Annotated in this window: 28 protein-coding genes; 6 read left to right on the top strand and 22 right to left on the bottom strand. The window is 44.5% G+C overall.

Features of this window, described 5'->3' with window-relative positions; all coding sequences use genetic code 11:
- Nucleotides 1-2 precede the first annotated feature (2 nt).
- From EJA10_RS02670 to EJA10_RS02655, 4 genes are all read left to right on the top strand, one after another.
- Nucleotides 3-791, top strand: coding sequence for an SDR family oxidoreductase (locus EJA10_RS02670; protein ID WP_125478463.1), 789 nt, complete (start codon nucleotides 3-5; stop codon nucleotides 789-791).
- 74 nt (nucleotides 792-865) lie between these two features.
- The gene (locus EJA10_RS02665) at nucleotides 866-1,915 is read left to right on the top strand and encodes a YeiH family protein (RefSeq protein WP_125478462.1); all 1,050 of its coding nucleotides are present in this window, start codon (nucleotides 866-868) and stop codon (nucleotides 1,913-1,915) included.
- A 39-nt stretch (nucleotides 1,916-1,954) separates the two neighbouring features.
- Entirely contained in the window at nucleotides 1,955-2,995 is a 1,041-nt protein-coding gene (locus EJA10_RS02660) for an AbrB family transcriptional regulator (RefSeq protein ID WP_125478461.1), read from the top strand.
- A gap of 10 nt (nucleotides 2,996-3,005) precedes the next feature.
- Nucleotides 3,006-3,392: a VOC family protein gene (locus tag EJA10_RS02655; RefSeq protein ID WP_170169042.1), complete on the top strand. Its 387-nt coding sequence runs from the start codon at nucleotides 3,006-3,008 to the stop codon at nucleotides 3,390-3,392.
- Between the two features lie 64 nt (nucleotides 3,393-3,456).
- Here EJA10_RS02655 and EJA10_RS02650 read toward each other — a convergent pair whose 3' ends face one another.
- The 15 genes from EJA10_RS02650 to EJA10_RS02580 form a co-directional block, all read right to left on the bottom strand.
- Nucleotides 3,457-3,657, bottom strand: a complete 201-nt coding sequence (locus EJA10_RS02650) for a 4-oxalocrotonate tautomerase (RefSeq protein WP_125478459.1) — start codon at nucleotides 3,655-3,657, stop codon at nucleotides 3,457-3,459.
- A gap of 53 nt (nucleotides 3,658-3,710) precedes the next feature.
- Nucleotides 3,711-4,991, bottom strand: a complete 1,281-nt coding sequence (locus EJA10_RS02645; protein WP_125478458.1) for a TRAP transporter large permease — start codon at nucleotides 4,989-4,991, stop codon at nucleotides 3,711-3,713.
- Nucleotides 4,988-5,518, bottom strand: a complete 531-nt coding sequence (locus EJA10_RS02640) for a TRAP transporter small permease (RefSeq protein WP_125478457.1) — start codon at nucleotides 5,516-5,518, stop codon at nucleotides 4,988-4,990. Before EJA10_RS02640 ends, EJA10_RS02645 begins: the two co-directional genes overlap by 4 nt.
- 18 nt (nucleotides 5,519-5,536) lie before the next feature.
- Nucleotides 5,537-6,550, bottom strand: a complete 1,014-nt coding sequence (locus EJA10_RS02635) for a TRAP transporter substrate-binding protein (protein WP_125478456.1) — start codon at nucleotides 6,548-6,550, stop codon at nucleotides 5,537-5,539.
- A 179-nt stretch (nucleotides 6,551-6,729) separates the two neighbouring features.
- On the bottom strand, nucleotides 6,730-7,527 hold the full coding sequence (locus tag EJA10_RS02630; protein WP_125478455.1) for a 2-keto-4-pentenoate hydratase: 798 nt from the start codon (nucleotides 7,525-7,527) through the stop codon (nucleotides 6,730-6,732).
- 3 nt (nucleotides 7,528-7,530) lie between these two features.
- Nucleotides 7,531-8,559, bottom strand: a complete 1,029-nt coding sequence (gene dmpG / locus EJA10_RS02625) for a 4-hydroxy-2-oxovalerate aldolase (protein WP_125478454.1) — start codon at nucleotides 8,557-8,559, stop codon at nucleotides 7,531-7,533.
- A 9-nt stretch (nucleotides 8,560-8,568) separates the two neighbouring features.
- Nucleotides 8,569-9,459 (bottom strand): acetaldehyde dehydrogenase (acetylating), encoded by an 891-nt coding sequence (locus EJA10_RS02620; protein ID WP_125478453.1) that lies wholly within the window; start codon nucleotides 9,457-9,459, stop codon nucleotides 8,569-8,571.
- 13 nt (nucleotides 9,460-9,472) lie between these two features.
- The gene (locus EJA10_RS02615) at nucleotides 9,473-10,252 is read right to left on the bottom strand and encodes a 2-keto-4-pentenoate hydratase (protein ID WP_125478452.1); all 780 of its coding nucleotides are present in this window, start codon (nucleotides 10,250-10,252) and stop codon (nucleotides 9,473-9,475) included.
- A gap of 258 nt (nucleotides 10,253-10,510) precedes the next feature.
- Entirely contained in the window at nucleotides 10,511-11,971 is a 1,461-nt protein-coding gene (locus tag EJA10_RS02610) for an aldehyde dehydrogenase (RefSeq protein ID WP_246017653.1), read from the bottom strand.
- Nucleotides 11,968-12,447: a RidA family protein gene (locus EJA10_RS02605; protein ID WP_125478450.1), complete on the bottom strand. Its 480-nt coding sequence runs from the start codon at nucleotides 12,445-12,447 to the stop codon at nucleotides 11,968-11,970. The genes EJA10_RS02610 and EJA10_RS02605 overlap by 4 nt, the downstream gene beginning before the upstream one ends.
- Before the next feature lie 4 nt (nucleotides 12,448-12,451).
- On the bottom strand, nucleotides 12,452-13,462 hold the full coding sequence (locus tag EJA10_RS02600; protein ID WP_211340521.1) for an amidohydrolase family protein: 1,011 nt from the start codon (nucleotides 13,460-13,462) through the stop codon (nucleotides 12,452-12,454).
- Nucleotides 13,447-13,986, bottom strand: coding sequence for a 3-hydroxyanthranilate 3,4-dioxygenase (locus tag EJA10_RS02595; RefSeq protein ID WP_125478449.1), 540 nt, complete (start codon nucleotides 13,984-13,986; stop codon nucleotides 13,447-13,449). Before EJA10_RS02595 ends, EJA10_RS02600 begins: the two co-directional genes overlap by 16 nt.
- A 37-nt stretch (nucleotides 13,987-14,023) precedes the next feature.
- The gene (locus tag EJA10_RS02590) at nucleotides 14,024-14,581 is read right to left on the bottom strand and encodes an NADPH-dependent FMN reductase (protein ID WP_125478448.1); all 558 of its coding nucleotides are present in this window, start codon (nucleotides 14,579-14,581) and stop codon (nucleotides 14,024-14,026) included.
- A gap of 30 nt (nucleotides 14,582-14,611) precedes the next feature.
- Complete coding sequence (locus tag EJA10_RS02585) at nucleotides 14,612-15,148, bottom strand: FAD synthetase (RefSeq protein ID WP_125478447.1); 537 nt, start codon at nucleotides 15,146-15,148, stop codon at nucleotides 14,612-14,614.
- 27 nt (nucleotides 15,149-15,175) lie between these two features.
- Nucleotides 15,176-16,687, bottom strand: a complete 1,512-nt coding sequence (locus tag EJA10_RS02580) for a 4-hydroxyphenylacetate 3-hydroxylase family protein (protein ID WP_125478446.1) — start codon at nucleotides 16,685-16,687, stop codon at nucleotides 15,176-15,178.
- Nucleotides 16,688-16,886: 199 nt separating this feature from the next.
- On the opposite strand from EJA10_RS02580, the gene EJA10_RS02575 reads away from it, so the two are divergent.
- A complete protein-coding gene (locus EJA10_RS02575) occupies nucleotides 16,887-17,510 on the top strand; it encodes a Crp/Fnr family transcriptional regulator (protein ID WP_125478445.1) in 624 nt (207 codons plus the stop codon).
- On the opposite strand, the gene EJA10_RS02570 is transcribed toward EJA10_RS02575, so the two are convergent.
- Nucleotides 17,507-18,130: a Crp/Fnr family transcriptional regulator gene (locus tag EJA10_RS02570; protein ID WP_125478444.1), complete on the bottom strand. Its 624-nt coding sequence runs from the start codon at nucleotides 18,128-18,130 to the stop codon at nucleotides 17,507-17,509. The genes EJA10_RS02575 and EJA10_RS02570 overlap by 4 nt on opposite strands.
- A 363-nt stretch (nucleotides 18,131-18,493) precedes the next feature.
- Here EJA10_RS02570 and EJA10_RS02565 point away from each other — a divergent pair, with 363 nt between their 5' ends.
- On the top strand, nucleotides 18,494-18,682 hold the full coding sequence (locus EJA10_RS02565; protein ID WP_125478443.1) for a hypothetical protein: 189 nt from the start codon (nucleotides 18,494-18,496) through the stop codon (nucleotides 18,680-18,682).
- Nucleotides 18,683-18,929: 247 nt separating this feature from the next.
- Here the strand turns inward: EJA10_RS02565 and EJA10_RS23195 are convergent, their stop codons facing one another.
- The 6 genes from EJA10_RS23195 to EJA10_RS02540 all read right to left on the bottom strand — a co-directional run bounded on the left by EJA10_RS23195 (nucleotide 18,930) and on the right by EJA10_RS02540 (nucleotide 24,085).
- Complete coding sequence (locus tag EJA10_RS23195) at nucleotides 18,930-19,088, bottom strand: hypothetical protein (RefSeq protein ID WP_170169041.1); 159 nt, start codon at nucleotides 19,086-19,088, stop codon at nucleotides 18,930-18,932.
- Nucleotides 19,089-19,109: 21 nt separating this feature from the next.
- A complete protein-coding gene (locus EJA10_RS02560; RefSeq protein WP_125478442.1) occupies nucleotides 19,110-19,403 on the bottom strand; it encodes an SdpI family protein in 294 nt (97 codons plus the stop codon).
- Nucleotides 19,404-19,595: 192 nt separating this feature from the next.
- Entirely contained in the window at nucleotides 19,596-21,530 is a 1,935-nt protein-coding gene (locus EJA10_RS02555) for an FtsX-like permease family protein (RefSeq protein WP_125478441.1), read from the bottom strand.
- The gene (locus tag EJA10_RS02550) at nucleotides 21,520-22,284 is read right to left on the bottom strand and encodes an ABC transporter ATP-binding protein (protein ID WP_125478440.1); all 765 of its coding nucleotides are present in this window, start codon (nucleotides 22,282-22,284) and stop codon (nucleotides 21,520-21,522) included. Before EJA10_RS02550 ends, EJA10_RS02555 begins: the two co-directional genes overlap by 11 nt.
- Nucleotides 22,285-22,395: 111 nt before the next feature.
- Nucleotides 22,396-23,403 (bottom strand): sensor histidine kinase, encoded by a 1,008-nt coding sequence (locus EJA10_RS02545; RefSeq protein WP_125478439.1) that lies wholly within the window; start codon nucleotides 23,401-23,403, stop codon nucleotides 22,396-22,398.
- On the bottom strand, nucleotides 23,396-24,085 hold the full coding sequence (locus EJA10_RS02540; RefSeq protein ID WP_125478438.1) for a response regulator transcription factor: 690 nt from the start codon (nucleotides 24,083-24,085) through the stop codon (nucleotides 23,396-23,398). Before EJA10_RS02540 ends, EJA10_RS02545 begins: the two co-directional genes overlap by 8 nt.
- Nucleotides 24,086-24,163: the final 78 nt, after the last annotated feature.

The raw sequence follows: 24,163 nt of genomic DNA, 5'->3' as shown, positions 1-24,163 counted from the left end.
TTATGGATCTAGGGTTAAATGGTAAAGGAGTAATCGTGCTCGCATCTAGCTCCGGCCTAGGTAAAGCTGCAGCTCTTGAGTTTGCACGGGAAGGTGCCAATGTAATGCTCTTCAGTTCCAACGAAGATAAACTCTCAACTGCAGCTGAAGAGATTAAGAAAGAAACAAATAATGATGTTTTTTATACAGTAGGTGATATAAAAAACGCTGATGACATCAAACGGGTTGTAACTAATTCTATAGTTCAATTTAGCAGAATTGATGTTCTTGTCAATAACACTGGTGGTCCTCCAGCCGGAACTTTCCTGAATTTTAATGATGACGATTGGCAAAATGCTTATAATCTAACATTGTTAAGTTTTATAAGAGCGATCAGGGAAGTCATCCCGTATATGCAATCACAAGGTGGAGGAAGAATAGTTAACTGTACTTCATCTTCCGTTAAAAGAGTGTTAGACAATCTGATCCTTTCCAATACTTTTAGAATGGGAGTTGTGGGTCTGACAAAAACTTTATCCCAGGAATTAGCGAAAGATAATATTTTAATAAATGTTATTGCTCCGGGAAGAATCGCAACGGATAGAACAAATTATTTGGATACCGTGAAAGCAGGCAAACTAGGAATTGCGACTGAAGAAGTTGCAAGGCAGAGCGCTGCAAGTATCCCTTTAGGCCGCTATGGTGATCCTGGTGAGTTTGCAAAAACGCTAGTGTTTCTTTGTTCAGATGCCAATACTTATGTTACGGGACAAACCATTTTGGTTGATGGTGGTTTAGTTAAAGCCTTTTAGTTTTTTGGGGTAGAGGATCATTCCTCTACCCTTCTTATACTAATGATAAGTACTTACCAATTGGAGGTCTTCGAATGAGAAGCTTAACAGAAATACAACAACCCGCAAGTATAACGCCTCGAGTATCTAAAATCCTCAAATCCAAATATGTTCCGGGCATCCTTTTCTTAGTGGCTATTGGCATTTTGTCTAACTCACTAGGAAGAGACTATCCGTTAATTGGAGGAGCAGTAATCGCAATTGTCATTGGGATTTTAATTAGACAATTCTTAGGTGTACCTGCTATTTTCGAATATGGAATCAATTACACTCTAAAGAAACTCTTGAAACTCGCTATCATTCTACTTGGTTTTAGTCTGAGCTTTGCCCAAATTTTCAAAGTAGGATTGAATTCACTAATTATTGTATTAGTAGCTGTTGTTGCAGGAGTTTTTCTTACGTATTTTGTAGGTAGATTATTTGGTTTACAAGGAAATATACCTCTACTGATAAGTCTGGGAACTGGGATTTGTGGCGCAACAGCAATAGCCACGACAGGGCCAATCATTAAAGCAAAGGATGAGGATATCGTTTACGCAGTAAATACAATTTTTGCTTTTAATGTTCTTGCTGTATTGTTCTATCCACTTATAGGTCACTTATTATCCCTCCCTGATAATCAATTTGGTGTTTGGGCAGGCACAGCCATCCATGATACCTCTTCTGTTGTTGCAGCAGGCTATAGCTATAGCAATACAGCCGGGGATGCATCCGTAGTGGTAAAATTAATCAGGACTTTGATGCTTGTACCAGTTGCAGTCATATTATCGATTTATATATCTATAAAAAGCGCTAAGATGGATCGTGGTGCTAATCAAGTGAAAATCAGCAAGGTGTTCCCTTTCTTTATCATAATTTTTGCTGGTGCAGCGGCACTAAATACTATTGCGCCCCTACCTAAGACATTTGTTGATACTACAGCAGATTTAGCAAAATTCATCATATTAATGGTTATGGCCAGTGTTGGACTTGGAACTAATTTTATAAAGATTAAATCAGTGGGCATCCGCCCATTAATTGTAGGCTTGCTTTCATCTGTTATTATGGGCTCAATCAGCTTAATCCTGGTTAAGGTTCTATTCTAATGCCTTATTAAAAGATACCTGCTAGAAAGGAATCTGAGTATGTATGTAAAAAAGGTGATATTTTTATCTGCTTCAATATTGGCTGGATGGCTCTTCACTTTCTTGCAGATTCCAGCAGGATGGCTTCTTGGTGCATTATGGTGTGGTATTCTCGCCCGATTATATTTAAAAGATATGCTATTTAGTTCTAGATTAATAAAAATTTCTCAAGTATTGATCGGCATAAGTATTGGTTTAATGATAAAGGTTCATTTTTTTTCATCTCTTATTCAATACTTCTTTCCCTTTTTACTAAGTATTTCACTAATGATTCTTAGCGGATTGCTGCTGGGTTTTATTTTTTATAAAATATCTGGCCTTGACACAATTACTGCCTTTTTCTGCTGCATACCTGGAGGCGCAACGGAAGTAATAGCAGTTAGCAATGATTATGGAGCAGATGAAAAAATAGTTGCAGCTTTTCACAGTACTCGAATAATCTTCATCGTCTCTACCGTGCCTTTCCTACTGTCTTACTTAGATAAAAACAATACTGTTACGACTCAACCAATTTCTTTAATGCCTCTTCAGCCTATGGACTTGGCATATATTTTTTTAGGAATAATCATCTCGATTTTTTTAGCGTTTAAGTTTAAGCTTCCTGGCGGTGCTTTGGTGTTCTCAATTTTTACTGGCTTTTTGATAAGTTTAATTAATGGGGGAGAAATATATTCACCGAGAATTACTTCCGGAATTGGTCAAGCTTGGATCGGAGGAATTATCGGTTTGCGTTTTGATAAGGAAACCTTAATGTTAATAGTAAGAGTTGGATGGAGTGCTGTTCTTGTATTATTCCTTTATCTAATTATTGGAATAGGTATTGCCATATTGTTTTATGTCATTACGCCACTTGATATGGGCAGTAGCATATTGGGCATCATACCTGCAGGTGCGGTTGAAATGACCTCAATTGCTTTATTCCTTAATCTCGATGCGACATTAGTTGCATTTATGCAAGTGAGCAGGCTTATCGTAATGTTCTTATCAATGCCAAAAATTATAAAAATACTACTAAAACGTTATAATACTCTAAATGTATGAGGTGAAAAAATTGCTAAAAAAAATAGAGCATGTTGCAATCATGGCTTCAAACCTTGAAGAATCAATAAGTTTTTATACACAAAAAATGGGGTTTATCTTACGCTCAAGAGGAACCAAAGGGAACAGAAGAGAAATAGCATTTTTGTACCTAGAAAATGACCCATCAGTTGAAATCGAATTAATGTTTGACTTGGTGTCAAGTGGTCCCTACGCTGAAAAGGGAATTGTAAATCACCTTGCCTTCTGCGTAGAAGATATGGAAAAATCTATTTCTCATTTCAAGTCACTAGGAATAGATTTCGCCACAGAAAAACCAAGCATATCAATTGATGGGTCAAAGACAATATTTTTATACGGTCCTAATAAAGAGCTCCTACAGTTTGTAAGTCAACAATAGGGGGGACAAAAGAAAAGTCTCCACTCTAAATAAAGAGTCGAGACTTTCTTTCCCATAATAAAATTTAACTTTTCCGCACCTCAATATTTTCCTTCGTAACACCGCCAACTCCCCAATACTGAGGAGGAACATTCTGAACAATCACCCGCACCTGCTCCGGCTTCACCTCTAGTGTCTGAACCGCTGTTTCGGTTATGCCGGCAATCAACTCTTTGATTTTTTCATCACTCCGTCCTTCAAGTACCTGGACCTGGATAATCGGCATCACACAACCTCCTTTTAAAAAAACGGTGGTGACAGGCACCACCCTCTAATCGTTTAGAATCCTAGCATTCTAGGTATGAATAATGTGGTTTGTTCCCAGTATGTGACAATGAACAGCATCGCGATGCCGATCAGGAGCATTGGCATGACGGCTTTAATCAGGCGTTCGAATTTAACCTCGGCAATCGAGGATACAATGAACAGCCCTGTACCGACAGGTGGTGTCAGCAAGCCGATCGTCAGGTTAATACAGATGATGACACCAAAGTGGATCGGATCAATCTGGAAGCCTGTAACGAGCGGCATGAACACTGGCACGAGGATGATCAGCGCTGCAATACCATCCAGCAAGGTCCCTATGATTAATAAGAATATATTGACCAGCAGCAGGAACACAAATGGACTGTCTGAGATTGACAGCATGGAGTTCGCGATGAGTTGCGGAATCTGCTCGAATGCAATCAGCCAGCCGAACAGATTGGCCATCGCAATCAGGAATGTCACCGTCGCTGTCCCAATTACTGTATTGATCAATATTTTCGGCAGGCTTTTCCACTTCAATTCCCTGTAGAAGAACACCCCAACGATAAAAGCGATCACACTAGCCACTGCCGCGGATTCCGTTGCCGTAAAAGCACCACTGAGGATCCCAACAGTGATGACAAACGGAACCAAAATAGCCGGCAATACTTTTACAAAGGAATTTAAGATGGCTGAAAAGCTTGCCCGTTCGCTCCGCGGAAAGTTGTGCTTATAGCCCAAATAAGCGATCAAAGCCACGAAGCCAATGCCAAAAATGGTCCCAGGAATGATTCCCGCCATGAACAGACCGCCGATCGATGTGCCCGACAGTGTGCCATAAATGATAAAAATCATACTAGGCGGAATGATCGGTGCGACAATCGATGATGCCAGGGTCAACGCAGAAGAAAACTCCCGGTTATAGCCCTCCTTTTCCATTTCAGGCACCATGACTTTGCTCATCATTGCCGCCTGGGCATTGGCCGACCCAAGAATCGAGGCCAGGAACATATTCGCGATGACCGTCACATATGCCAGTCCGCCGCGGACATGTCCGACAAGCATCCTCGCAAAAACAACCAGCCGGTTCGTAATCCCGCCGCTGTTCATCAATTCACCTGTCAGCATGAACAAGGGAATCGCAAGCAATCCGAAATTCTCCATTCCCGAATACAGCCTTTGAGGAGCGGATTCCAGCAGCATCGTATTGCCGGTCACTAAAAAATAGACAATCGTTGTCATGCCTAGTACTAAGGAAATCGGAATTCCCATTAATAGAAAAGCAACAAATGCAATGATAACCAGTGCCATCATTCTTCTTCACTCTCCTTTGCAGCAGCCTGGAGATTTGTAACAATTTCACGGTCAATATGCTGATTCTTAAAGATCTCCAGCATATTACTGATTAAGTGGATCGTCGCAAACAGCAATCCAACAGGAAGGATGGCATACGGAATCCACATCGGCAGCAGGATTGCACTGGACCTTTGAATGGCTACGGAGGATGAGGTAATCCAGGTAAAACAATAGAATAATAGAATCGCCATGAATGCGAGCATGAAAACGTGGGCTAGAACGGCCACCCATTTTTTTATTTTTTCTGGAAGATAATCCGTCACCAGGGTCACTGATGCTTGTGTCTTATACTTCAGGCCAAGGCTGCCACCGATGAATGTTATGTAGATAAGCAAGAAAATCGAAACTTCCCCTGCCCAGAAAAGCGGCTCCTTAAATACATATCGGAACACAACGGCAGCGGATACAATCACAGCCATGGCGAACATGAGGACAATAGCCAGTTTCTTTTCGAAACTGGCTACCATATTGCTTACGTATTTCACGCATTTCCCTCCAATAGGTTATTTGCGGAATGTGTCGATGAATTCCTGGATCAGTGGATCTGTTGGTCCATACTTTTCATCGAATTGCTTGATATACGGCTCAAACAGCTTTTGGTCGATTTCATAGATTGTCATCCCGGCATCTGAGAGGGTCTTCTTGAACTCTTCTTCCTGGGAAGCACGAGTGTTTGCAGAGAAATCAGCTGCAGCCTTGATAGCTTCGTCAATGATCTTTTTATCATCATCAGACATTTTGTCGTACTTCGCTTTATTCATCATTGCAACAGCAGGCCATACCATGTGGTTCGTGACCGCACCGTATTTCGCAACTTCATGGTACTTGTTCGTGATCGTTGCATCCAGGTCCATATCCATACCATCGATGACGCCAGTCTGGATGGCAGCGTATACTTCCGGAAGCGGCAATGATTCAGGAGAAGCTCCCAGGGACTTGTAGAAGTCCTGCAGCGGCGGACTTGGAGTGACGCGGAATGCCAATCCCTTCATATCCTCAGGCTTCTTCACTTCCTTATCTTTGAACAGCATGACACGGTTTCCGGCGAAAACATAATCAAGACCTTTGATTCCCTGGCCGTCAAGCGTTCCCAAGATTTTCTTCGCAATCTCAGTATCGCGGGCAGCGTTGGTTGCTTTTAAATCTTCAAAAGCATAAGGTGCAAACCAGGCCGTGAATGCCGGTGCACGTGAGCTCATATAAGCAGCGGTGATGAAACCAAAATCAACTGAACCAGAAGAGATTTGCTGGACCATATCCGCTTCCGTTCCCAGCTGGCTCGCAGGGTAGATTTCCAACTGCATCCTTCCGTCAGAGCGCTTATCCAATTCATCTTTAAATTTTTCAGCAGCCTGATGCCACATGTGATCAGTTGGGGTAATATGTGCAAGCTTGAATGTGTACTTCTCTCCAGACCCTGCTGCAGGCTTCGCATCCGTATCACTGCTGCACGCGGCAGCTGATACCATCAGCACAAAGATTAATAGTGTCAGACCAAACTTCTTTAATCCTTTCATTTCTCGCACCCCTTTTATCTTTTTGTAAACGCTATCATAAAATTTTCCCAAGCTGTCTCTAACTGTGATTATAATCACTTTTATCTCGTAAAAGTGTAAACTGCTTAACATAGAACGTAAATTTTATCTTTATATTTTGAATATTTAAATTTCTAAAGAAAAGCACTTAGTCATGAAAACTAAGTGCTAGATTTGCATGTAAAAGAAACACTGCCAAGCTCGGCAAATTGTACAAGCACGTTGTCATTTGGCTCGAACGAAATTGCTTCAGAAACTGCTCCGCTCAAAATGACGTCTCCCTTTTTAATCCCTTTTCCCACCTCACCAAGCTTATTGACGGCCCAGGCGACCGAAGTGGCCGGATGCCCCAGTACAGCAGCGCTCGATCCAGTCTGGACAACCTGTCCGTTTTTTGACATCACCATACCGAGCTGGCCAAGATCCAGTTTTTCAGGTGACATCCACTTACTGCCGATCAGGAATTTTGAAGAAGAACAATTATCTGCAATAACATCCGCCAGCGTGAACTTAAAATTCAAGTAACGGCTATCAATGATTTCAATTGCAGGAGCAACAAACTTCGTCACGCGCAGCACATCTTCTGCTGTCACGTTTGTTCCCTGTAAATCTTCTTCGATAAAAAAAGCGATTTCCGGTTCGGCTTTTGGATGGATGAAATCTTTGAATTCAAGCGGCTCCCATTCCAAAGCGAGCATATCATCTGTCAGGTATCCATAAATTGCTTCGTGAACCCCCATCATTTGCTGCTTCGGCTTGCTCGTTAATCCCAGCTTCAACCCAATTTTCCGAGCGCCATCCTGCTCGCGCCTCTGAATCAATTTTTCCTGGATGGAATAGGCATCATCAAAGCTCAGTTCAGGATAACGGTCCGTTACCTTTACCACTTCACGGCGCTCTTTTTCCGCCGAATACAAGTATTCTACTATTTCCAGGTCTACACCCTTAGTGATCGTCATTCCTTACACCTCCTGCTTGCGGGCTTTCGCCAGTTCAGCAGCAACATCGAGGATCATATCCTCCTGGCCGCCGACTACCTTACGCTTACCCAACTCTATTAAAATATCTCTGGAATCGATGCCGAAACGCTGCCCTGCCCGTTCCGCATGAAGCAGGAAACTCGAATAGACACCAGCATAACCGAGCACCAGGCTGCCTCTATTAATCTCCTGAGGACGTGGAATCATTGGGCCAACTATAGTTTCGGCGATGTCCATCATTTTATAGATATCAATTCCCAGATTGACGCCCATTCTGTCCAATACAGATAAAAGAACCTCTGTCTGTGCATTCCCAGCGCCAGCTCCAAGACAGCGGATACTGCCATCAATCCTGGTCGCTCCCTCCTCGATCGCAGCGAGCGTGTTGGAAACGGCCAATGATAGATTATTATGGGCATGGAATCCGACTTCAATAGACAACGAGTCTCGCAGTGCCGCGATTCTTTCTTTCACTTCATGCGGTAAAAGAGCGCCTGCTGAATCAGTGACGTAGACTGCCTGTGCTCCGTAGCTTTCCATCAGCTTTGCCTGCTCCACCAATTTTTCCGGCGGTGCCATATGGGCCATCATCAGAAAACCCAGTGTTTCCATTCCAAGCTCGCGGGCCATGCTGATGTGCTGTGCCGAAACATCTGCCTCGGTGACATGTGTCGCCACTCGGACAAGGCTTGCGCCTAAATCATGGGCTTGCTTCAGTTCATGGACTGTTCCAATTCCGGGAATTAGAAGCACCGCCACTTTTGAGTTTTTACACTCATCGACCGCAGCTTCAATCAGTTTCATCTCATCGACGAGCGACTTGCCATACTGGAGCGTCGAACCGCCCAAGCCGTCTCCATGGCTCACTTCGATATAGTGCATGCCCGCTTCGTCCAGCTCGCGTGCAACTCTGCGGACCTGATCTTCTGTATATTGATGCTGCATGACATGGCTGCCGTCACGCAGGCATACCTCTGTAATCTTGATGGGCTTATCACTTTTGCGCCTCAACTCACTCACCTAGCCTTTCGTTTCGACACTTTGTTTTTCAAGCATATGGATCGCAAAATCCTCCGCAACCCTTGTCGCGGCCGCGGTCATGATATCGAGGTTCCCCGCGTATACCGGGAAGTAGTCCCCTGCACCTTCCACCTCGAGGAAGACGGTCACCCGGCTGCCATCAAACAAAGGCTCCTGCTTCAGGCGATAGCCTGGAACATACTCCTTCACCGTTTCAACCATCTGCTTAATCGATCTTGTGATTGCTGCCTCGTCCATATTTTTCACTTCACAGTAAATGGTGTCGCGCATCAGAATCGGCGGCTCTGCCGGATTTAGGATAATAAGCGCCTTCCCTTTATCAGCACCGCCCACTTCCTCTATTCCGCGGCGAGTCGTGATTGTGAATTCATCGATGTTCGCACGCGTACCTGGCCCTGCACTTTTCGATGAAATCGTCGCGACGATTTCGGCATAGCTGACATCTGCAACTGAATTGATCGCATGGACAATCGGAATCGTCGCCTGCCCTCCGCACGTGATCATGTTCACGTTTTTCTCATCCAAATAAGTATCTGTTTTAACTGCCGGGGACACGAACGGGCCTCTCGCTGCAGGTGTCAGATCGATGGCCAGCTTCCCAAGTTCCGTCAGCACCTTAGCATGTCTGACATGGGTTTTCGCCGAAGTCGCATCGAATACAATTTCCGCCAGATCAGGGTTGTGCTTCAGCGCCTCAATGCCGTTATCGTAAGCTAGATAGCCTCTCTCCTTTGCCCGCTTCAAGCCATCAGACTCTGGGTCGATCCCGATCATCGCCGTCAGTTCGATGACCTCACTCCGTTCAAGCTTATACATCAAATCGGTTCCGATATTGCCGGAGCCGATGATTGCTGCCTTGATTTTAACCAACCTTAGCACCTCCCTATTCAAAAGTAACCGAAACAGACCCGACCGGACCGAACTGTGCGGATACCGTATCGCCTTTTTCCACTGCAATCGCTGCCGAAAGCGCCCCTGGTAAAATCAGTTCGCCTGCTTTCAATGTGATTCCGAATTCATGCAGCTTGTTCGCCAGCCACGCAATCGCATGTGCCGGGTGACCAAGTGCAGCTGCCCCCGAACCAGTCGCGATCATCTCGTCGTTTTTGTAAAAAGTCATCCCGACACTTCTGAGGTCGATTCCGTTGATATCAGTCATTTGCTCGCCGACAACCACCATCGCCGAAGATCCATTATCAGCAACCGTATCGATGAGACCAATTTTCCAGTCAGCAATCCGGCTGTCGATGATTTCCAACGTCGGCATTACATGTTTAGTTGCCATTAATACGTCAAGGAACGTGACATTCGGTCCTTGCAAATCTTCGCCGAGGACGAACCCGATCTCCGCCTCTATTTTCGGGCTGAGAAGATCTGCTGCCTTCACTTTGCCTCCGTTGGCGACCTTCATATCATCCAGCAGATGGCCATAATCGGGCTCATCCACTCCCAGCATCTTCTGCATCGCCACACTGGTCAGACCTACCTTTTTGCCAATTACCGTCCTGCCCTCGCTCAGCTTTCTTTTTAACACTTCGAGCTGGATGTGGTATGCGTCGCTCACATCAAGATTTTCGTATTGTTTAGTGATCGGTTGCACAGCGTTTTTGCTTTTTTCCGCCTCCAAAAGCGTTTCGGCAATCTTTTCGATTGTTGCCCTCATGAAATCACCCTCCTTATCTTTTAAAAATGGTAGAGAAACAGTAGGATCTGACCGCAAAAGTTGCGATAAGACCAGTTGGACTGAATTTAATACCAGTTGAGTCCGTTTTAATACCAGTTGACCTCAATTTATCTCCAGTTGGACTCAATTTATCTCCAGTTGAAACACTTTTATTACCAGTTGGCGTGTTTTCACTCGTTCCTTTAGTCCAGTATTCGCAAAATTGTTAGATAATCCCAGTTTACGATCAACAACAAATTAAAGCTTCATCGTTATCGTCTTTGCTTCGGTATAAAACTCAAAGCTGTGCCTGCCGCCTTCGCGTCCTATGCCGCTCGCTTTCGAACCGCCAAAAGGTGTGCGCAGGTCGCGATAATACCAGCAGTTGATCCACAGCAAGCCGGAGTTTACCTTTGCTGCGACACGGTGGGCGCGACGGAGGTCGTTTGTCCAGACGACACCGGCCAATCCGTACATCGAATCATTCGCAATCCGGATGGCATCTTCTTCAGTTTTAAAAGGAATCACGACCAATACCGGTCCGAAAATTTCCTCCTGGGCAACGCGCATCTTATTGTCGACATCGTATAAAACAGTCGGCTCATAGAAATTACCCTCGCCAAGAGAAGCAATACGCTTCCCGCCTGTCGCGAGCTTCGCGCCTTCCGCCAGACCAATCTGCACATACTCATCGACTGTATCAAGATGGCCCTTGGACACAAGCGCACCCATATCCGTATTTTCTTCAAGCGGGTTGCCGACCTTGATAGCACGGGCCGCTTCCACAAACTTCTCCATGAACTGATCATAGATACTTTCCTGAACCAATAAACGAGATCCTGCCAGGCATATCTCACCCTGGTTGCGGAAAATCGCTTCAATGGAACCAGCAACTGCTTCATCGAGGTCCGCATCTTCAAACACGATATTGGCTGACTTGCCGCCAAGCTCGAGCGAAACCGGAATCAGTTGAGAAGCCGCGTTCTGCATCACCGTTCGGCCAGTCGTGCTGTCACCGACGAAGGAAATCCTGCGAACCGAAGGATTACGTGTCATTTCGGTACCGACACTTCCGCCTGGGCCTGTGATGATATTCAGCACTCCTGGCGGCAGTCCTGCTTCATTGGCAATCTCACCAAGCATCACCGCACTCAGAGGAGTATAGGATGCCGGCTTAACAACGACTGTGTTGCCAGCCGCCATCGCCGCTGATGCCTTCCACGTCATTTGCATAAATGGCAAATTCCACGGAATGATCAAGCTGGCCACACCAGCCGGAGCGTATTTGGAATAGGACATATACCGGGCCTGGTCGTAATGCTCATGATTGATGTAGTTCGCCATCTCGGCAAAAAAGCGCAAATTGGCAGCAGCTCTTGGAATGTCGAACCCTCGGCTTTCCTTGATCGGCTTCCCAACATCAAGCGTCTCGACAAGCGCCAGCTCATCTACCTTTTCCATCACAAGATCAGACATCCGGCACAAAATTTTGGATCTTTCGGCTACCGGCATCTCACTCCAGACTCCACTCTCAAATGTCTTTTGGGCCACATCAATTGCATGCTGGGCATCCTCGACGCCAGCTTTTGCAACCGACGCCAACTTCTTATTAGTCGAAGGATCAATCGTATCAAACGTCTCCCCTGAAATCGCATCACGGTATTCACCATTTATAAACAATTTTGCATCCTTTATAGCCTGTGGTTGAGTCAGATTCACCCTAATCCAGCCTCCTCATCCTCGACTTCGACGACCATTTCAACCTCGACCGCATTGTTCAAAGGAAGCTGTGCCATCCCTACAGCTGAACGACCATGCTTCCCTCGCTCGCCAAACACCTGCACAAGCAAGTCCGAAGCACCATTCATCACCTTCGGCTGATCCGTAAAATCTGGTGAACTATTCACAAAGCCAAGTACTTTCACGATTCGTTTCACCTTGCTTAACTCGCCAAGTTCCTCCTTCAGCACGGTCAACAGGTTCAACATGCACTGCCTGGCCGCATCATAGCCGACCTCAATCGAAACATCCTCACCCAGTCGGCCACGGTATTCGTTGGTACCCTGTCCGGAAGTAAAAATCAAGTTTCCTGTCCTCACGCAGCTGACGTAATTCCCTGCCGCAGGGCGGGGAGCAGGCAAGCTCAAGCCTAATTCCTTCAAACGGTCTTCTGGTGTGACCTGCACCTTTTCCATAAAATCAACTCCCCACCTTAACTGGAATATTCAAGAATCGAAGCGCATTCTTACCGAGCATCGCTTCTGTCTGTTCCTTCGATAACCCGAGCGTATCGTCAATCACCTTCCCAGGAGGAACCTCGCGCAGCAGGAATGGATAATCTGAACCCATGATGATTTTCTCATGGCCAAAGTTCTGCAGCAGGTAATTCAGGTTAACAGGCTCATTCACAAGTGAATCATAGTAAAACTGCTTTGCGTAATGACTTGGCGGCTTGTCGAGCAGACGCAAATGCGGCCACACATTCCAGCCCTGATCCAGTCGCGGCAGCAAGTATGGCAGCGCGCCGCCACCATGTGCCAAACAAATCTTCAGCTTAGGGAACTTATCCATAATGCCGCCAAGGATCAAGCTCGCTCCAGCAAGCGCTGTTTCACTCGGCATCCCGACCGTGTACATCAGGTTATGGCGCGGCATCCGATCCTTGCCAAGCGTCTCCCATGGATGAATGAACAATGGAACTTCCCATTTTTCAGCCATTTCAAAGAACTCAATAAACTGAGGATCATCCAGATTGACACCATTCACATTCGTGCCGATTTCAATGCCGGCGAGACCTAATTCATGTTTGCAGCGGTCCATTTCCCGGATTGCCACTTCAACATTTTGCATCGGTACAGCACCAAGACCGATGAATTTTGTTGGATACTGGCTTACCGTCTCCGCGATGAAATCGTTCTGAACGCGCGCCAAAATTTCCGCCTGCTCAGCAGGAGCCCAGTAAGAAAATGTCACCGGAATCGGTGAAAGGACCTGGATATCGACACCTTCCCGTTCCATATCCTTAATCCGCTTTTCAGCGCTCCAAACCTGATCGGTCACTTCACGGAACACCTTGCCAGCAATCATGATGTTCGCTCCGCAGGCGCATGTCCGCTCAAGTGTCGGCCACTTCTCCCCGCCGAAGCGCGCTGTCAATTCACTGAAATTCTCCGGGATGATATGCGTATGAAAGTCTACTCGCATTTCCATTCACTCGCTTCTGGCGGCATCATATGTCCGCAGTTATCGCATTTGCGCAGTTCTTCATTTCCGTTAAAGCTCGCAATCGCTTCTTTTACCTGCATTTCGATATTCGTCAGCTGAATCGTCGCGCGGTGCATTTCGTGGTCGCAGTTATCGCAGAACCAGACAAAATCCTCTAGCTCACCTTCAGCACGATTTCGCTCAATGACAAGTCCAATCGTGTTTGCGACACGGTGCGGAGAGTGCGGCACGTTCGCTGGCAAATGGAACATCTCGCCTTCTTTTACTTCAACGACCTCGCGCTTCCCTTCACCATTGATGACCTCTACATAGCAGCTGCCCTGAATCTGGTAGAAAATTTCTTCCGACGGATCCACATGGAAATCACGTCTCTTGTTCGGTCCGCCCAACAGCATCACCATCAGCTCGGCATCCTTCCAGATGACCTTGTTATTGACCGGCGGCTTCAGCTGGTCCCTGTTTTCCTCAATAAACTTCATCAGATTGATCGGAACAAATTGACTTTTCATATCTTTTGTCTCCCTTCAGTTTTTAAAAATTTTGATTTCACTCTGAAGCCTCAACCTTGCTTCCCTTCAACGACTTCTGCATATGAACAACTTCATCGGCCAGATGAGAAATCCTCTTCAGCAAATCTTCATCAACGATTTCATTTTCACGGTTGAAATGGTCGTAATTGGCGTACACATAGCTTGGAGCAACGAATGCCCTGAAGTAGCCGGCAATTGGCTTTAGCTGATTCTCGACGACGAGGAAATGCTGATAGGTACCGCCATTCGCGACAAACCCCATTACTTTGTTCCTGAAAGCATCAGGGTGGATCAGGTCAAACAAATTCTTCAGCACGCCTGGAATCGACCCCTGGAAGATCGGGGTTCCAATTACGTAAAAGTCTGCAGACGTTACTTTTTCAATCACTGTCCTTGTATCATCCGAGTATTTTTCCGTTGGACGTCCATCGCAGAACTGAACATCGTAATCCATCATATCGAGCATTTCCACCTCGATGTCCGGGTAATTCTTTTTGACATCATCCAGCACTTTACGGACGACGATGCCCGTCTTCGCGCCGATGATCGTTCCTGATATTCCTAGCAGTTTCATCGTGGTCCCCCTAATCTTTTAAAATAAACCCTATTTTCCTGCTGGCCATCCGAGTAAGGCATTTGAGAGATGAATCTCCCCCTCAGAAATCAGCTGGCGAATCCTTGAGGAAGAAATCACACTTCCCTGGGAGCAGCAAACAGGTTTCGCCACACGCACATTAAAATATTTTTCAAGGAGAGAAATATCCCCCAGGCGGTCCTTGCCAAATCGGAAATCGCCGCCGACCATGATTTCAGCTGGGTTCAATTTCACCAGGCAGTCGATAAAGTCGTATGCACTTCGTTTGGTATACACCTCATCGAATCTGGCAACGATCGTATGCTTGACGCCCAGTTTCTGCATTTTCATGAGCTTTTCATCGACCGTGTTCAGCATCCTTGCTCCTTGAAAAAAAACCCGGGGTGGAGGATCGAATGTAAAGACCACACTTGGAATATTCAGCTTCCTGCCCCGCTGAACCGCCTGCCTGATGACTGCCTGATGTCCGCGATGGACACCGTCAAAAGCGCCAATGGCCACAATACATTGAGGCAATTCCAGTTGGGTATAAATATGTGCTTTCATTCGTCCTTCTCCTCCTGTAATGATCGCCTAGTTTGTAAGCGCTTCCTTGTTATCCAGCTCTTTTTCATCCAGCGCCTTCTCATCCAGCTGTGCACCCTTCAACGCCTCGTCGACCATCGTGAGCGGAGTCTGGCGCTTATAATTGTTATAGAAAATCCCTCTCTTGCGAATCGGGTCGCCTGTATAATAACGCTCATACTGCAGCAAACGCTGGCCGAATGCTTCTCCGCAAAGATCCCATGCAAGCTTGAAGATGCTGACCCTTTCCAGAGATGAGATGCCTTCACGTCCTACATAGTAGTTATCAATCGAGTCTCTCAATTCAGCACTTTCAAAATCAGCCCCAGTTGGTGACATCAGGAGGCCGCCTGCACCCACGATTTGGATGACTTCAATCGCACGCGGATACATTTTTGGCAGCAAGCCGCGAATCGTTTCAAGCGGCACGTAGGCTGGCATCGCTTCTCCATGCTCTGTCATCGTGTGCTCATACTCAGCCACCTTCAGCAGTGCCCTGATCGATTCAAGTGACTGCGCCAGTTCACCAAGCTGGTCCTGGACATTTAGATACCCATCGACGCCAATCGTGTCAGCCACCTTCATGGCAACATGTGTGGCGAACTCCAATTTCACAAGACCTCTAACCCCAGATTGGTGTGCCGGCTGCTGACCAGCTCCAGTCATCGGATACAATTTGTTCGCTGCCTCGACATTGTTGTAAAGGAAAACGCGGTCCCAAGGAACAACGACATCATCAAAGACAAGTAAGGCATCCATTTCCTCGAATCTGGAAGCAAGCGGATGGTCAAAGAATGAACGTGTTCCGTCCTGCATCGGCTCACGGCAAATGATGCGCAATCCTGGAGTATCGATTGGAATTGCGAACGCAAGCGCGTACTTCTCATCGCCAGGCGCAAAGCCAGGGAAAGAGTAGATGATGACTTCATCCGTAACCGGTGCGAGTGTCGCCAGCATCTTTGCTCCCCTTACCACCAATCCGTCCGGCGTTTCTTTTACCGCACCAAGATGTGTGTACGTATCCTTCTGTTCATGCGATGTTTTACTGCGGTCATTCTGCGGGTTGATGATCGCATGTGTCAGGAAAATATCATTGTCGCGCAGGTATCTATAGTAGTTGCGGACATTCTCCGCCCAGTTTTTATTGTATTTTTCAAAGAACCAAGAATTGTAGTACATGGAGGTTACCACGACATTCAAGAAATCCGGTGTCCTGCCCATCAGGCCGAATGTAGCTCTTGCGTATGCTTCGAATACATTGCGGCGCTTCACCAGGTCCTCATAGCTTTTCGGCACAAGAAATGCGTTGTTCACACGCTCGCCCGTCTCCTCACACACATGAGTGATTTTCTCCTGGAATTCCGGATCGTGCTGCATGTCATACAGCTTTGCAATTTCAAGGATCGGCTGCTTAAAAACAGGCTCCTCGAACAAATTCTCCACCTTCCTGCCAGATAGCCAAACTTCAGGTTTACGTGCTTTAACCGCTTCGATATATTGAGCCCCAGTCCTAATTCCCATATACACCCTCCTGAAAAAAATATTTGAAAATTCATAAAGAATTGTAATACTAAATTTCCTTCGCAACTGTAGCCTATTTAACGTTTTTTTTAAAATAGTTTTCTTAAAAGTCTAAATTATCTAACTAATTATAGAAATTTTACCTTGTTTCCCCTATGATAATGTTAGATATCATCGTTACTTTCGGGGAGGTCATGGTATGGTTACGGTTTACGAGGAAATTTTCCATTGGGAGGATTACCTGAAATTTGGCACCCGCCAATTTTTCAGAAAGAAGGAGCATATCTACAAGCAAGGAGAATACGGAGAAGGCTTTTATTATCTTCACAAAGGCCTGGTCCGGATTGTAACAGAAACCGCGACTGGGAAAGAAAACATGTTGAATATTGTCATCCCGAACCAGCTGCTCGGTGTCCAGTCACTCGACCAGAAAACCCATTTCACCACCGCGATTGCCGTTAAAGATTCCGTTGTCTATCATTTTTCAGCAGACGAATTCCGCAAATTGATGATCGCCCACCCAGAACTCTTCAAACTTTTTTCAAAAAGCGTCATTCATAAAATGAAAATTCTTTTAGATCGGATTAATTTGAATGCGCTTACATCAGAGCAAAAACTTGCTGTTCTCCTGCATAATATCTGTGATGAATTCAAAAATTACGAAATCCCGATATCCCAGCAAGACCTTGCCTGTTGCACCGGCCTGACCAGGATTACAGTCTACAAAGTATTGAAGGAGTGGCAGGAAGCCGGCATCATCGAAATCAACAAACGAAAATACTTCATAAAAAAACCAGATTTCCTAAGAAACCTGGTGAGTTAAGCATCATTTGGATTTTGGGCAATCGCCCTGATTTTATCAAAATCTTTAATTACGATTTCACGCTTATGAAGCTCTATGTACCCCTTTTGCTTCCACTTTTGAATGATTTTGTTCACCGTGATCCGGGAAGTGCCGATATACTTTGAAAAAGCAGTCTGGTTCATCGAGGCATTCCCGTTTTCCTGAACAAGCTTTAACAAATAGAAGGCCATTTGCTGTTCTACCGGACTGTCCAGGTGGGCAATGATTTCCGCAAGAGTACGAAATTTATAGATTAACGAGTCCGTATAAATACCAGCCGCATGCGGATGCTCTTTCGTAATGGCTGCAACCGCCTCATCCGAAAAAAAATAGATTCTCGAAGCACAAGTCGTCGCCCCGCTCGTCAAATACGGTTCACCGTGAACTCCATGCTCGCCAAACAACATCCCCGGCGGCACCATATTGATGATCCGCTCATCCCCCTTGTCCGACAGCAGCGTCACCTTGATCTCTCCGCTCTTTAAATAATAAATCCCGCGCCCCGCCTCCCCCTGACGGTACACAATCTTATTCTTCTCCACCTCAAACAGCTGCCCATACGATAAAAACGGCTCCCATTGATAACGAAGATACTGCATATGATCACCTTTTCTAGTAGTTTTGGTGATTTATCTAATTATTATGATAATTATAGCATTTTTAATGGTTGCTTGGTGGGAAACTTCGCGGGGAGAGTAAGAGACAATTTTGGAAGGCTAGAGCAATTAATGGACATTTCGGCCTCTGGTAACACTCAAAATGTCTAATAAAATTTTTTTAATAGACGTTTATCCCTCTAGTGACCCTCAAATTGTCTAATAAACTCTTTTTAATAGACCTTCTGACCCTAGGTAGCTTCAAAAAGGTCTAATAAACTTAAATGTTTTAAGTAAACTTGTCATAAAACTTTAAACACTTGCACTAGGATAAAAATGGTATTATTTAGCAGAGGAGGAGATAGAATGTATGCACCATCTGCAATGGGGTTAATGTCTTTATTCATTGGATTAGCAGCGCCGATTTCATTTATTGTTTTATTAATATGGGTGTATCGGGTATATAAAAATTCGGAGAAGCAAGTCGAACAAAACAAACGAATCATCGAGTTGCTGGAGAAATTGAATGGGGATTCTTCTAAATCAAATAGTTAATTCAAACTAGCCAAGCTTGCTGAATGATGGTGAGCTTGGCCGAAAGATCAGAATTATAAATCTTTCCTCTGACATTTACCTTTTCTCAGATTATATAACGAATGATACCCTTTCGATGGAAAAAAAAGCCATTAAATCAAACGAATTAGGCGTTTTTGTACAATCTATTTCTCAAATCACTTGTTAAAAAAATACTAATATGCCGGAAGTTGCTTAGTAAACATATCTGGTAATCTAATTCGTTATATCACATAACATTTAGGATTTGGACAAATACGGCTACGGATAAACTGATCGCGAAGGTAATGAACCAATTTATTTTCTTGGTTGTCTTCAAAAGAATATTCAATATCGATCCAATAACCATACAAACTAAAAACGCGACTAAAATCATGATAAATTCCAAAATAAATCCCCCTCATATAAACTAATTCTTTGATATTTTCATCTCTACCAAAATAAAAATAAGGATGATTGAAACTCCAAGCGATATTAAATTTAAAATTGTACTTTTAAAAACAAGTGAAATAACAACTATGATTAACCCGAATATAATCATCAAACGACTGCTGTATTTATTCGCTTTCTCCCAATTTTCTTTATTTCTCATTGATCTTGGAGTTCTATAACCATAAATGTAGTTGATCTCTTTGGGTGGAAACAGGAATAAGATGATTCCGGGTATGAATATCAGAACTCCAAATAATACCCCTTCATTCATAGGCAATCCTCCCGCGCATTAATCGGACGGTTGAACTTTACTCCCTTTATTTTAACATAATTACCCAGTAAGTGGACTCTCATTTCAGAATCTGTAAAAAAAGAACCAGTTTATTGCGACATAAAAGCAGTCCAATTCTGTTGCAAATTGAACTGCTTTACTTTTCTCACTATGGAAGAAGCACTCTAGTAACTACCCCAACAGCTGGATCAGCATTTTCTTCCTTGCGTAAAAGTAGGATCCAAGCTGGATGGCCAGGTAGATTCCTGCGATTAACAGGAAATGCATCAGGATGTCTGGATTGTTCATGATTCCTCCAACATCTGTTGACAGGATCACCAAGTAAATGAACGCCAGAAGAGTTCCGATCACAGTTGGTACGAAGAAAATCGTCATGATTTCCCTTGTTACATTCTTCTTTACTTCCTTCGAGGTCATTCCTATTTTATAGAGATTCTTGTATTTGGCCTTTTCTGTATCCACTTCCGAAAACAGGTTCAAATACAATAAAATGAAGGTTCCCATGAAGAACAGGATGCTTAAAAATGTGGTGACGTAAAACATGATTCCGCTGGTTGTTTTGTTCAGATGGAAGTCAGCCACCTTTGAGGCCACCCGGAACAATTCTTCCTCGATGTATGGCAGATCTGAAAAATTGGCCGGCGGTGCTGCCTGATTCATGGCTTCAAATTTCTTCACCAATTCCCCCACAGCACCCTCACTATTTTTCCAGTCCTCAACATTCAATAAATTCAGGGTCAATACATGGCCATCCAATGAGTTGGTCATCTTATCAAATACTTCGTCATTCACAACCACAAACTCATATGAGTTAGGCAGCAGATTGATCCTTCTTTCCACGACATAATCCTTCATTTCAAACGTAACCTCATCATTCCCCATTGAGATTCGGAACGTTTCAGAAAATTCGGTATGGGCATACTCAGGCTCAGAATTTAAGAAGAAGAGAAATTCCTGGTTCTCAAGACTCTTTTCCTGCTTAGTCAGTTCATTGAAGTTTCTTAGTGACATGAAATTGTAAGAGTGATAACCATTGCCAGCAAGTATTTGTTTTTCCAAATAGTAAAAAATCGGAATTTCGAGCTGATCCTTCGTCTGCAAGATCTTGTTAAGCTCTGCCTCTGACAGATTATTTTTTGTCTCTATTTGATAATACGCTACATCAAAAGGATTGTTTTTAACCGCATCCTTTTCGGAAGCTTTATAAAAGGTCAAAAGCAGGGTGCTATAGAAAATCGTGATCATAATCATCACGGCAACAAGCATAATGATTGAGGTCATCTGCTTGAATTTATATTCAAGACTGGACAAAAACAGCAATCGGTGAAAATAGTAACCAGGAAATTTTTTAGCTAGTCTAATTAAAAAGCTGGAAGCCTGGCTGAATGCGATATACAAGCCTAAAAACATCGCCATCGTCCAAAGCGGCAGGAACGCCCCTGAGGACTCTTCATAGGTAAAATAAAGAGTAAGGATCGAACCCACCATCAGCAGCAGGCCGAAAGCACCCAGGAGAGGACTTCTCATTTTGATGGTCTCTGCAAACCTGTTGCTTTTCATCACGAGGATCATACTGCTTCTAAGTGTAAAAATCAGCGACTTTCCAACCGCCAGCAAAAAGACCGCCAAAAAAGCCCCGATTGAATATAAGAACATTTTACCGCTCAAATGAAACGGAATGTCCTGCAAATTGATACTGCTCATCAGCAGCATGAAAGACAATCTGGAAAAAACCGCTCCTGCAAGAAGGCCGGAAAGAATCGACGCCATTCCGATGATCCCATTTTCAATCACGAGCAATTTGCTGATGTCCCTTGGTGACATCCCCAATGACAAGAAGAGCCCGAACTCACTTCTTCTCTTTTTCATGAAAACATTATGGGCATAGCTGATGAAAAAAATCGTAAAGATAATCAGCGCAGCTCCCGGGATCGATAATGCGTCCTGAATGCCTTCAAGCTTTTTCGCCTGTTCTATCCGGCTGTTGAAATACACCGTTGAAAACATGAAAAAGAACATGACTGCGAAGCTGTTACAGAGAAAATAAAAGATGTATTTTTTATAATCGGCCTTCGCCATCTTCCAGACTACCTGGTTAAATGTCATGGGTTCTTCCTCCCAGGACGGCCAGGTGATCCATGATGGAATTCAGGAACTCCTTCCTGCTCCCTTTTTTCACGATACTTGAATGAATCTGCCCGTCTTTGATAAACACAACCTTTTGGCAGTAGCTTGCCGCGAACACATCATGCGTGACGAGCAGGACCGTCGTTCCTAGCTCGTTGACTATTTTTTCAAAGCATTCCATGATGACAGCCGAAGATTTGGAATCAAGATTCCCGGTAGGTTCATCCGCAAAAACGATCGCCGGCTCATTCACCAGAGCACGGCTGACGGCAGTTCGCTGCTGCTGGCCGCCCGAAATATTATAAGGATACTTATCAAGAATCGAATCGATTTCAAAAAGCTCCCCGAGACCCTGGACCTTCTCCTCCATTTCAGCTGTTGACTTCTTTTCAAGCACCATCGGCAGGATGATGTTTTCTTTTGCCGTCAAACTGTCTAAAAGATTGAACTCCTGAAAAACAAATCCCAGCTGTCTGCGCCGGAAAAGAGCAAGTGCATCCCCTGTCATTTCACTAATTTCCTGTCCAGAAATCGAAACGCTGCCTGAGCTAGGCTGATCAATCCCGCTCAGGACATTCAGCAATGTCGTCTTCCCGCTTCCTGATGGCCCCATGATCGCCACGAACTCTCCCTCATTGACCGAAAGGCTGACACCGTCAAGCGCCTTCGTCGAACCTTCCCCACTTGCCCCGCCATATACTTTCACGATATTTTCAGTTTCCATAATAACCATGACTCAACCTCCCACTAACAATCTATCACCATCATAGTTATGAAAAAGAAACGCAGCCATCGAAGTCGCTAAAAAATACCTTACAGTTTTGTAAGGTATCATGAAGTGACTTCAACCTCTTTGGCCGGCCAGCCAGCGAAGGGTGACCGTTGTTCCTTCTCTATATTTGGAATGGATGGTGATTCCCGCTCCCATTTTGTCAGCGATTTTCTTGCTGAGGTACAGGCCTATACCTGTGGAATTCCGATGCTGCCTTCCATTCTCTCCAGTAAAAAACGGCTGGAAAACCCGTTCTAGATCATACTCAGGAATGCCGGCACCCTCGTCGATAATCGATAGTTCGATATGATCGCCTTTCTTCTCTATTTTAAAGACCAGTTTCTTGCTGCCTTCTTTCAGGGAAGAGTACTTAATTGCATTCGTGATGATTTGATCAATCATAATCTCATTCCACTTCGGATCAGTTATGATCATCGCATGTTCGCCATTAGATTCAATGGCAGGAAAAACAGATTGATAGATCCACTCTTTTTTCCTTGCATTAATCAGCTTCCGTAACGAAGCAAGCAAATCAACATTCTGCACCTCAAAGTCATTGCCAAACTGATCCATCCTGATCATCGTCAGTCCCTGCTCAATGGAATTGTGAAGACGTCTGTTCTCCTCATGGATTTTTTCCATCGTTTCTGTTTTTTCTTCATTATGTAAAATCAGCTCGATCACAGATACCGGAGTTTTTAAATGGTGCATCCAGTGTGAAAGAAAATGGATTCTCTCTTTGCTATGTTCTTTTAACTGATTGTTTTCCTTTGTGTATTCATTGACAAGTTTATGGAGCAATTGCTGGAACGCCTTCTGCTCCATTGTGTGTGCCGTGAAATCGACATTCTGCCCCTGCATAAGCATCGCAATCGTTCGATGGGCTGGATAAAAACGGAACCAATCAATAAGCAAATATACAGTTAAGAAAAATAAACCGATTGACAATGGATAAAAGTATTCCTTGTTCGCAGGTTCACTCAGATGGAAAAACAGCACAACACATACAATATTGATTATGTAAAATAAAATCAGCAGCAAGCGGTCTTTTATGAACATGAAGAACAGAGTTCTAATCATTCTGCATCTCGAGCATATAGCCCACTCCTCGCTTGCTTTTAATAACCTGACTTAACCCCAGCTTAGCTAGAGTCTGTTTAATCCTCGTCATATTGACAGTCAGTGTATTATCATCTACGAAAGTGACCGCATCCCATACTTCCTCGATCAGAGCTTCCCTCGAAACAAAAGTTCCCTGATGCTCTATCAGTTTCTTCATCAATTTGTACTCATTTTTTGAAAGCTCTGCGCTTGAACCCTTATACTCGAGCTCGAAGGTCTTTTCATCAAGACAAAGCAAACCAACACAGTTTTTGTCCTCTTCCTTTGCCGAATATTCCCCGTACACCCTTCTTAACGTCGCCTTAATCTTCGTGTGGAGCATCTCAAATGTGAACGGCTTCGTGATAAAATCATCCGCACCAAGCTCGATTGCCATGATCTGCTCCATCTCCTGGCTCCGTGCAGAAATCATCAATATCGGTACATTCGACCGCTGGCGAAAACTTCGGCACAAATAATAGCCATCATAATAAGGCAGATTGATATCCAGTAAAACAAGATCAGGATGGATACCCGCAAATTCTTCCTCGATCTTTGCAATATGAACCGGCAGCTCCACCTGGTAACCATAGCGCTCCAAATTCCCCTTGATCAGCTCGCACAGCTGCGGATCATCTTCGACCAGCATGATTTTATACATATGATATCTCCCCTAAAAGTCTCTGTTTCTAGTATAAATTTTGCTAGAGAGAAAATCAGCAGGAATTTCCAATTTTTA

Origin of the sequence: Mesobacillus subterraneus (genome assembly GCF_003937825.1) — a bacterium.
GTDB classification, from domain to species: domain Bacteria; phylum Bacillota; class Bacilli; order Bacillales; family Cytobacillaceae; genus Mesobacillus; species Mesobacillus subterraneus.
The sequence above is the reverse complement of the archived record's forward strand: the minus strand, read 5'-3'. Positions and strand labels throughout refer to the sequence as shown.

Bases quoted from the DNA above. Each gene is read 5' to 3' on its own strand.
- EJA10_RS02600 (WP_211340521.1), bottom strand. From the start codon at position 13,462: ATGGAAATGCGAGTAGACTTTCATACGCATATCATCCCGGAGAATTTC.
- EJA10_RS02545 (WP_125478439.1), bottom strand. From the start codon at position 23,403: ATGATTAGAACTCTGTTCTTCATGTTCATAAAAGACCGCTTGCTGCTG.
- EJA10_RS02570 (WP_125478444.1), bottom strand. From the start codon at position 18,130: ATGCAGTATCTTCGTTATCAATGGGAGCCGTTTTTATCGTATGGGCAG.
- EJA10_RS02615 (WP_125478452.1), bottom strand. From the start codon at position 10,252: ATGAGGGCAACAATCGAAAAGATTGCCGAAACGCTTTTGGAGGCGGAA.
- EJA10_RS02565 (WP_125478443.1), top strand. From the start codon at position 18,494: ATGTATGCACCATCTGCAATGGGGTTAATGTCTTTATTCATTGGATTA.
- EJA10_RS02660 (WP_125478461.1), top strand. From the start codon at position 1,955: ATGTATGTAAAAAAGGTGATATTTTTATCTGCTTCAATATTGGCTGGA.
- EJA10_RS02550 (WP_125478440.1), bottom strand. From the start codon at position 22,284: ATGGTTATTATGGAAACTGAAAATATCGTGAAAGTATATGGCGGGGCA.
- EJA10_RS02590 (WP_125478448.1), bottom strand. From the start codon at position 14,581: ATGAAACTGCTAGGAATATCAGGAACGATCATCGGCGCGAAGACGGGC.
- EJA10_RS02555 (WP_125478441.1), bottom strand. From the start codon at position 21,530: ATGACATTTAACCAGGTAGTCTGGAAGATGGCGAAGGCCGATTATAAA.
- EJA10_RS02605 (WP_125478450.1), bottom strand. From the start codon at position 12,447: ATGGAAAAGGTGCAGGTCACACCAGAAGACCGTTTGAAGGAATTAGGC.
- EJA10_RS02635 (WP_125478456.1), bottom strand. From the start codon at position 6,550: ATGAAAGGATTAAAGAAGTTTGGTCTGACACTATTAATCTTTGTGCTG.
- EJA10_RS02585 (WP_125478447.1), bottom strand. From the start codon at position 15,148: ATGAAAGCACATATTTATACCCAACTGGAATTGCCTCAATGTATTGTG.
- EJA10_RS02630 (WP_125478455.1), bottom strand. From the start codon at position 7,527: ATGACGATCACTAAGGGTGTAGACCTGGAAATAGTAGAATACTTGTAT.
- EJA10_RS02580 (WP_125478446.1), bottom strand. From the start codon at position 16,687: ATGGGAATTAGGACTGGGGCTCAATATATCGAAGCGGTTAAAGCACGT.
- EJA10_RS02670 (WP_125478463.1), top strand. From the start codon at position 3: ATGGATCTAGGGTTAAATGGTAAAGGAGTAATCGTGCTCGCATCTAGC.
- EJA10_RS02540 (WP_125478438.1), bottom strand. From the start codon at position 24,085: ATGTATAAAATCATGCTGGTCGAAGATGATCCGCAGCTGTGCGAGCTG.
- EJA10_RS02650 (WP_125478459.1), bottom strand. From the start codon at position 3,657: ATGCCGATTATCCAGGTCCAGGTACTTGAAGGACGGAGTGATGAAAAA.
- EJA10_RS02575 (WP_125478445.1), top strand. From the start codon at position 16,887: ATGGTTACGGTTTACGAGGAAATTTTCCATTGGGAGGATTACCTGAAA.
- EJA10_RS02665 (WP_125478462.1), top strand. From the start codon at position 866: ATGAGAAGCTTAACAGAAATACAACAACCCGCAAGTATAACGCCTCGA.
- EJA10_RS02560 (WP_125478442.1), bottom strand. From the start codon at position 19,403: ATGAATGAAGGGGTATTATTTGGAGTTCTGATATTCATACCCGGAATC.
- EJA10_RS02645 (WP_125478458.1), bottom strand. From the start codon at position 4,991: ATGATGGCACTGGTTATCATTGCATTTGTTGCTTTTCTATTAATGGGA.
- EJA10_RS02595 (WP_125478449.1), bottom strand. From the start codon at position 13,986: ATGAAAAGTCAATTTGTTCCGATCAATCTGATGAAGTTTATTGAGGAA.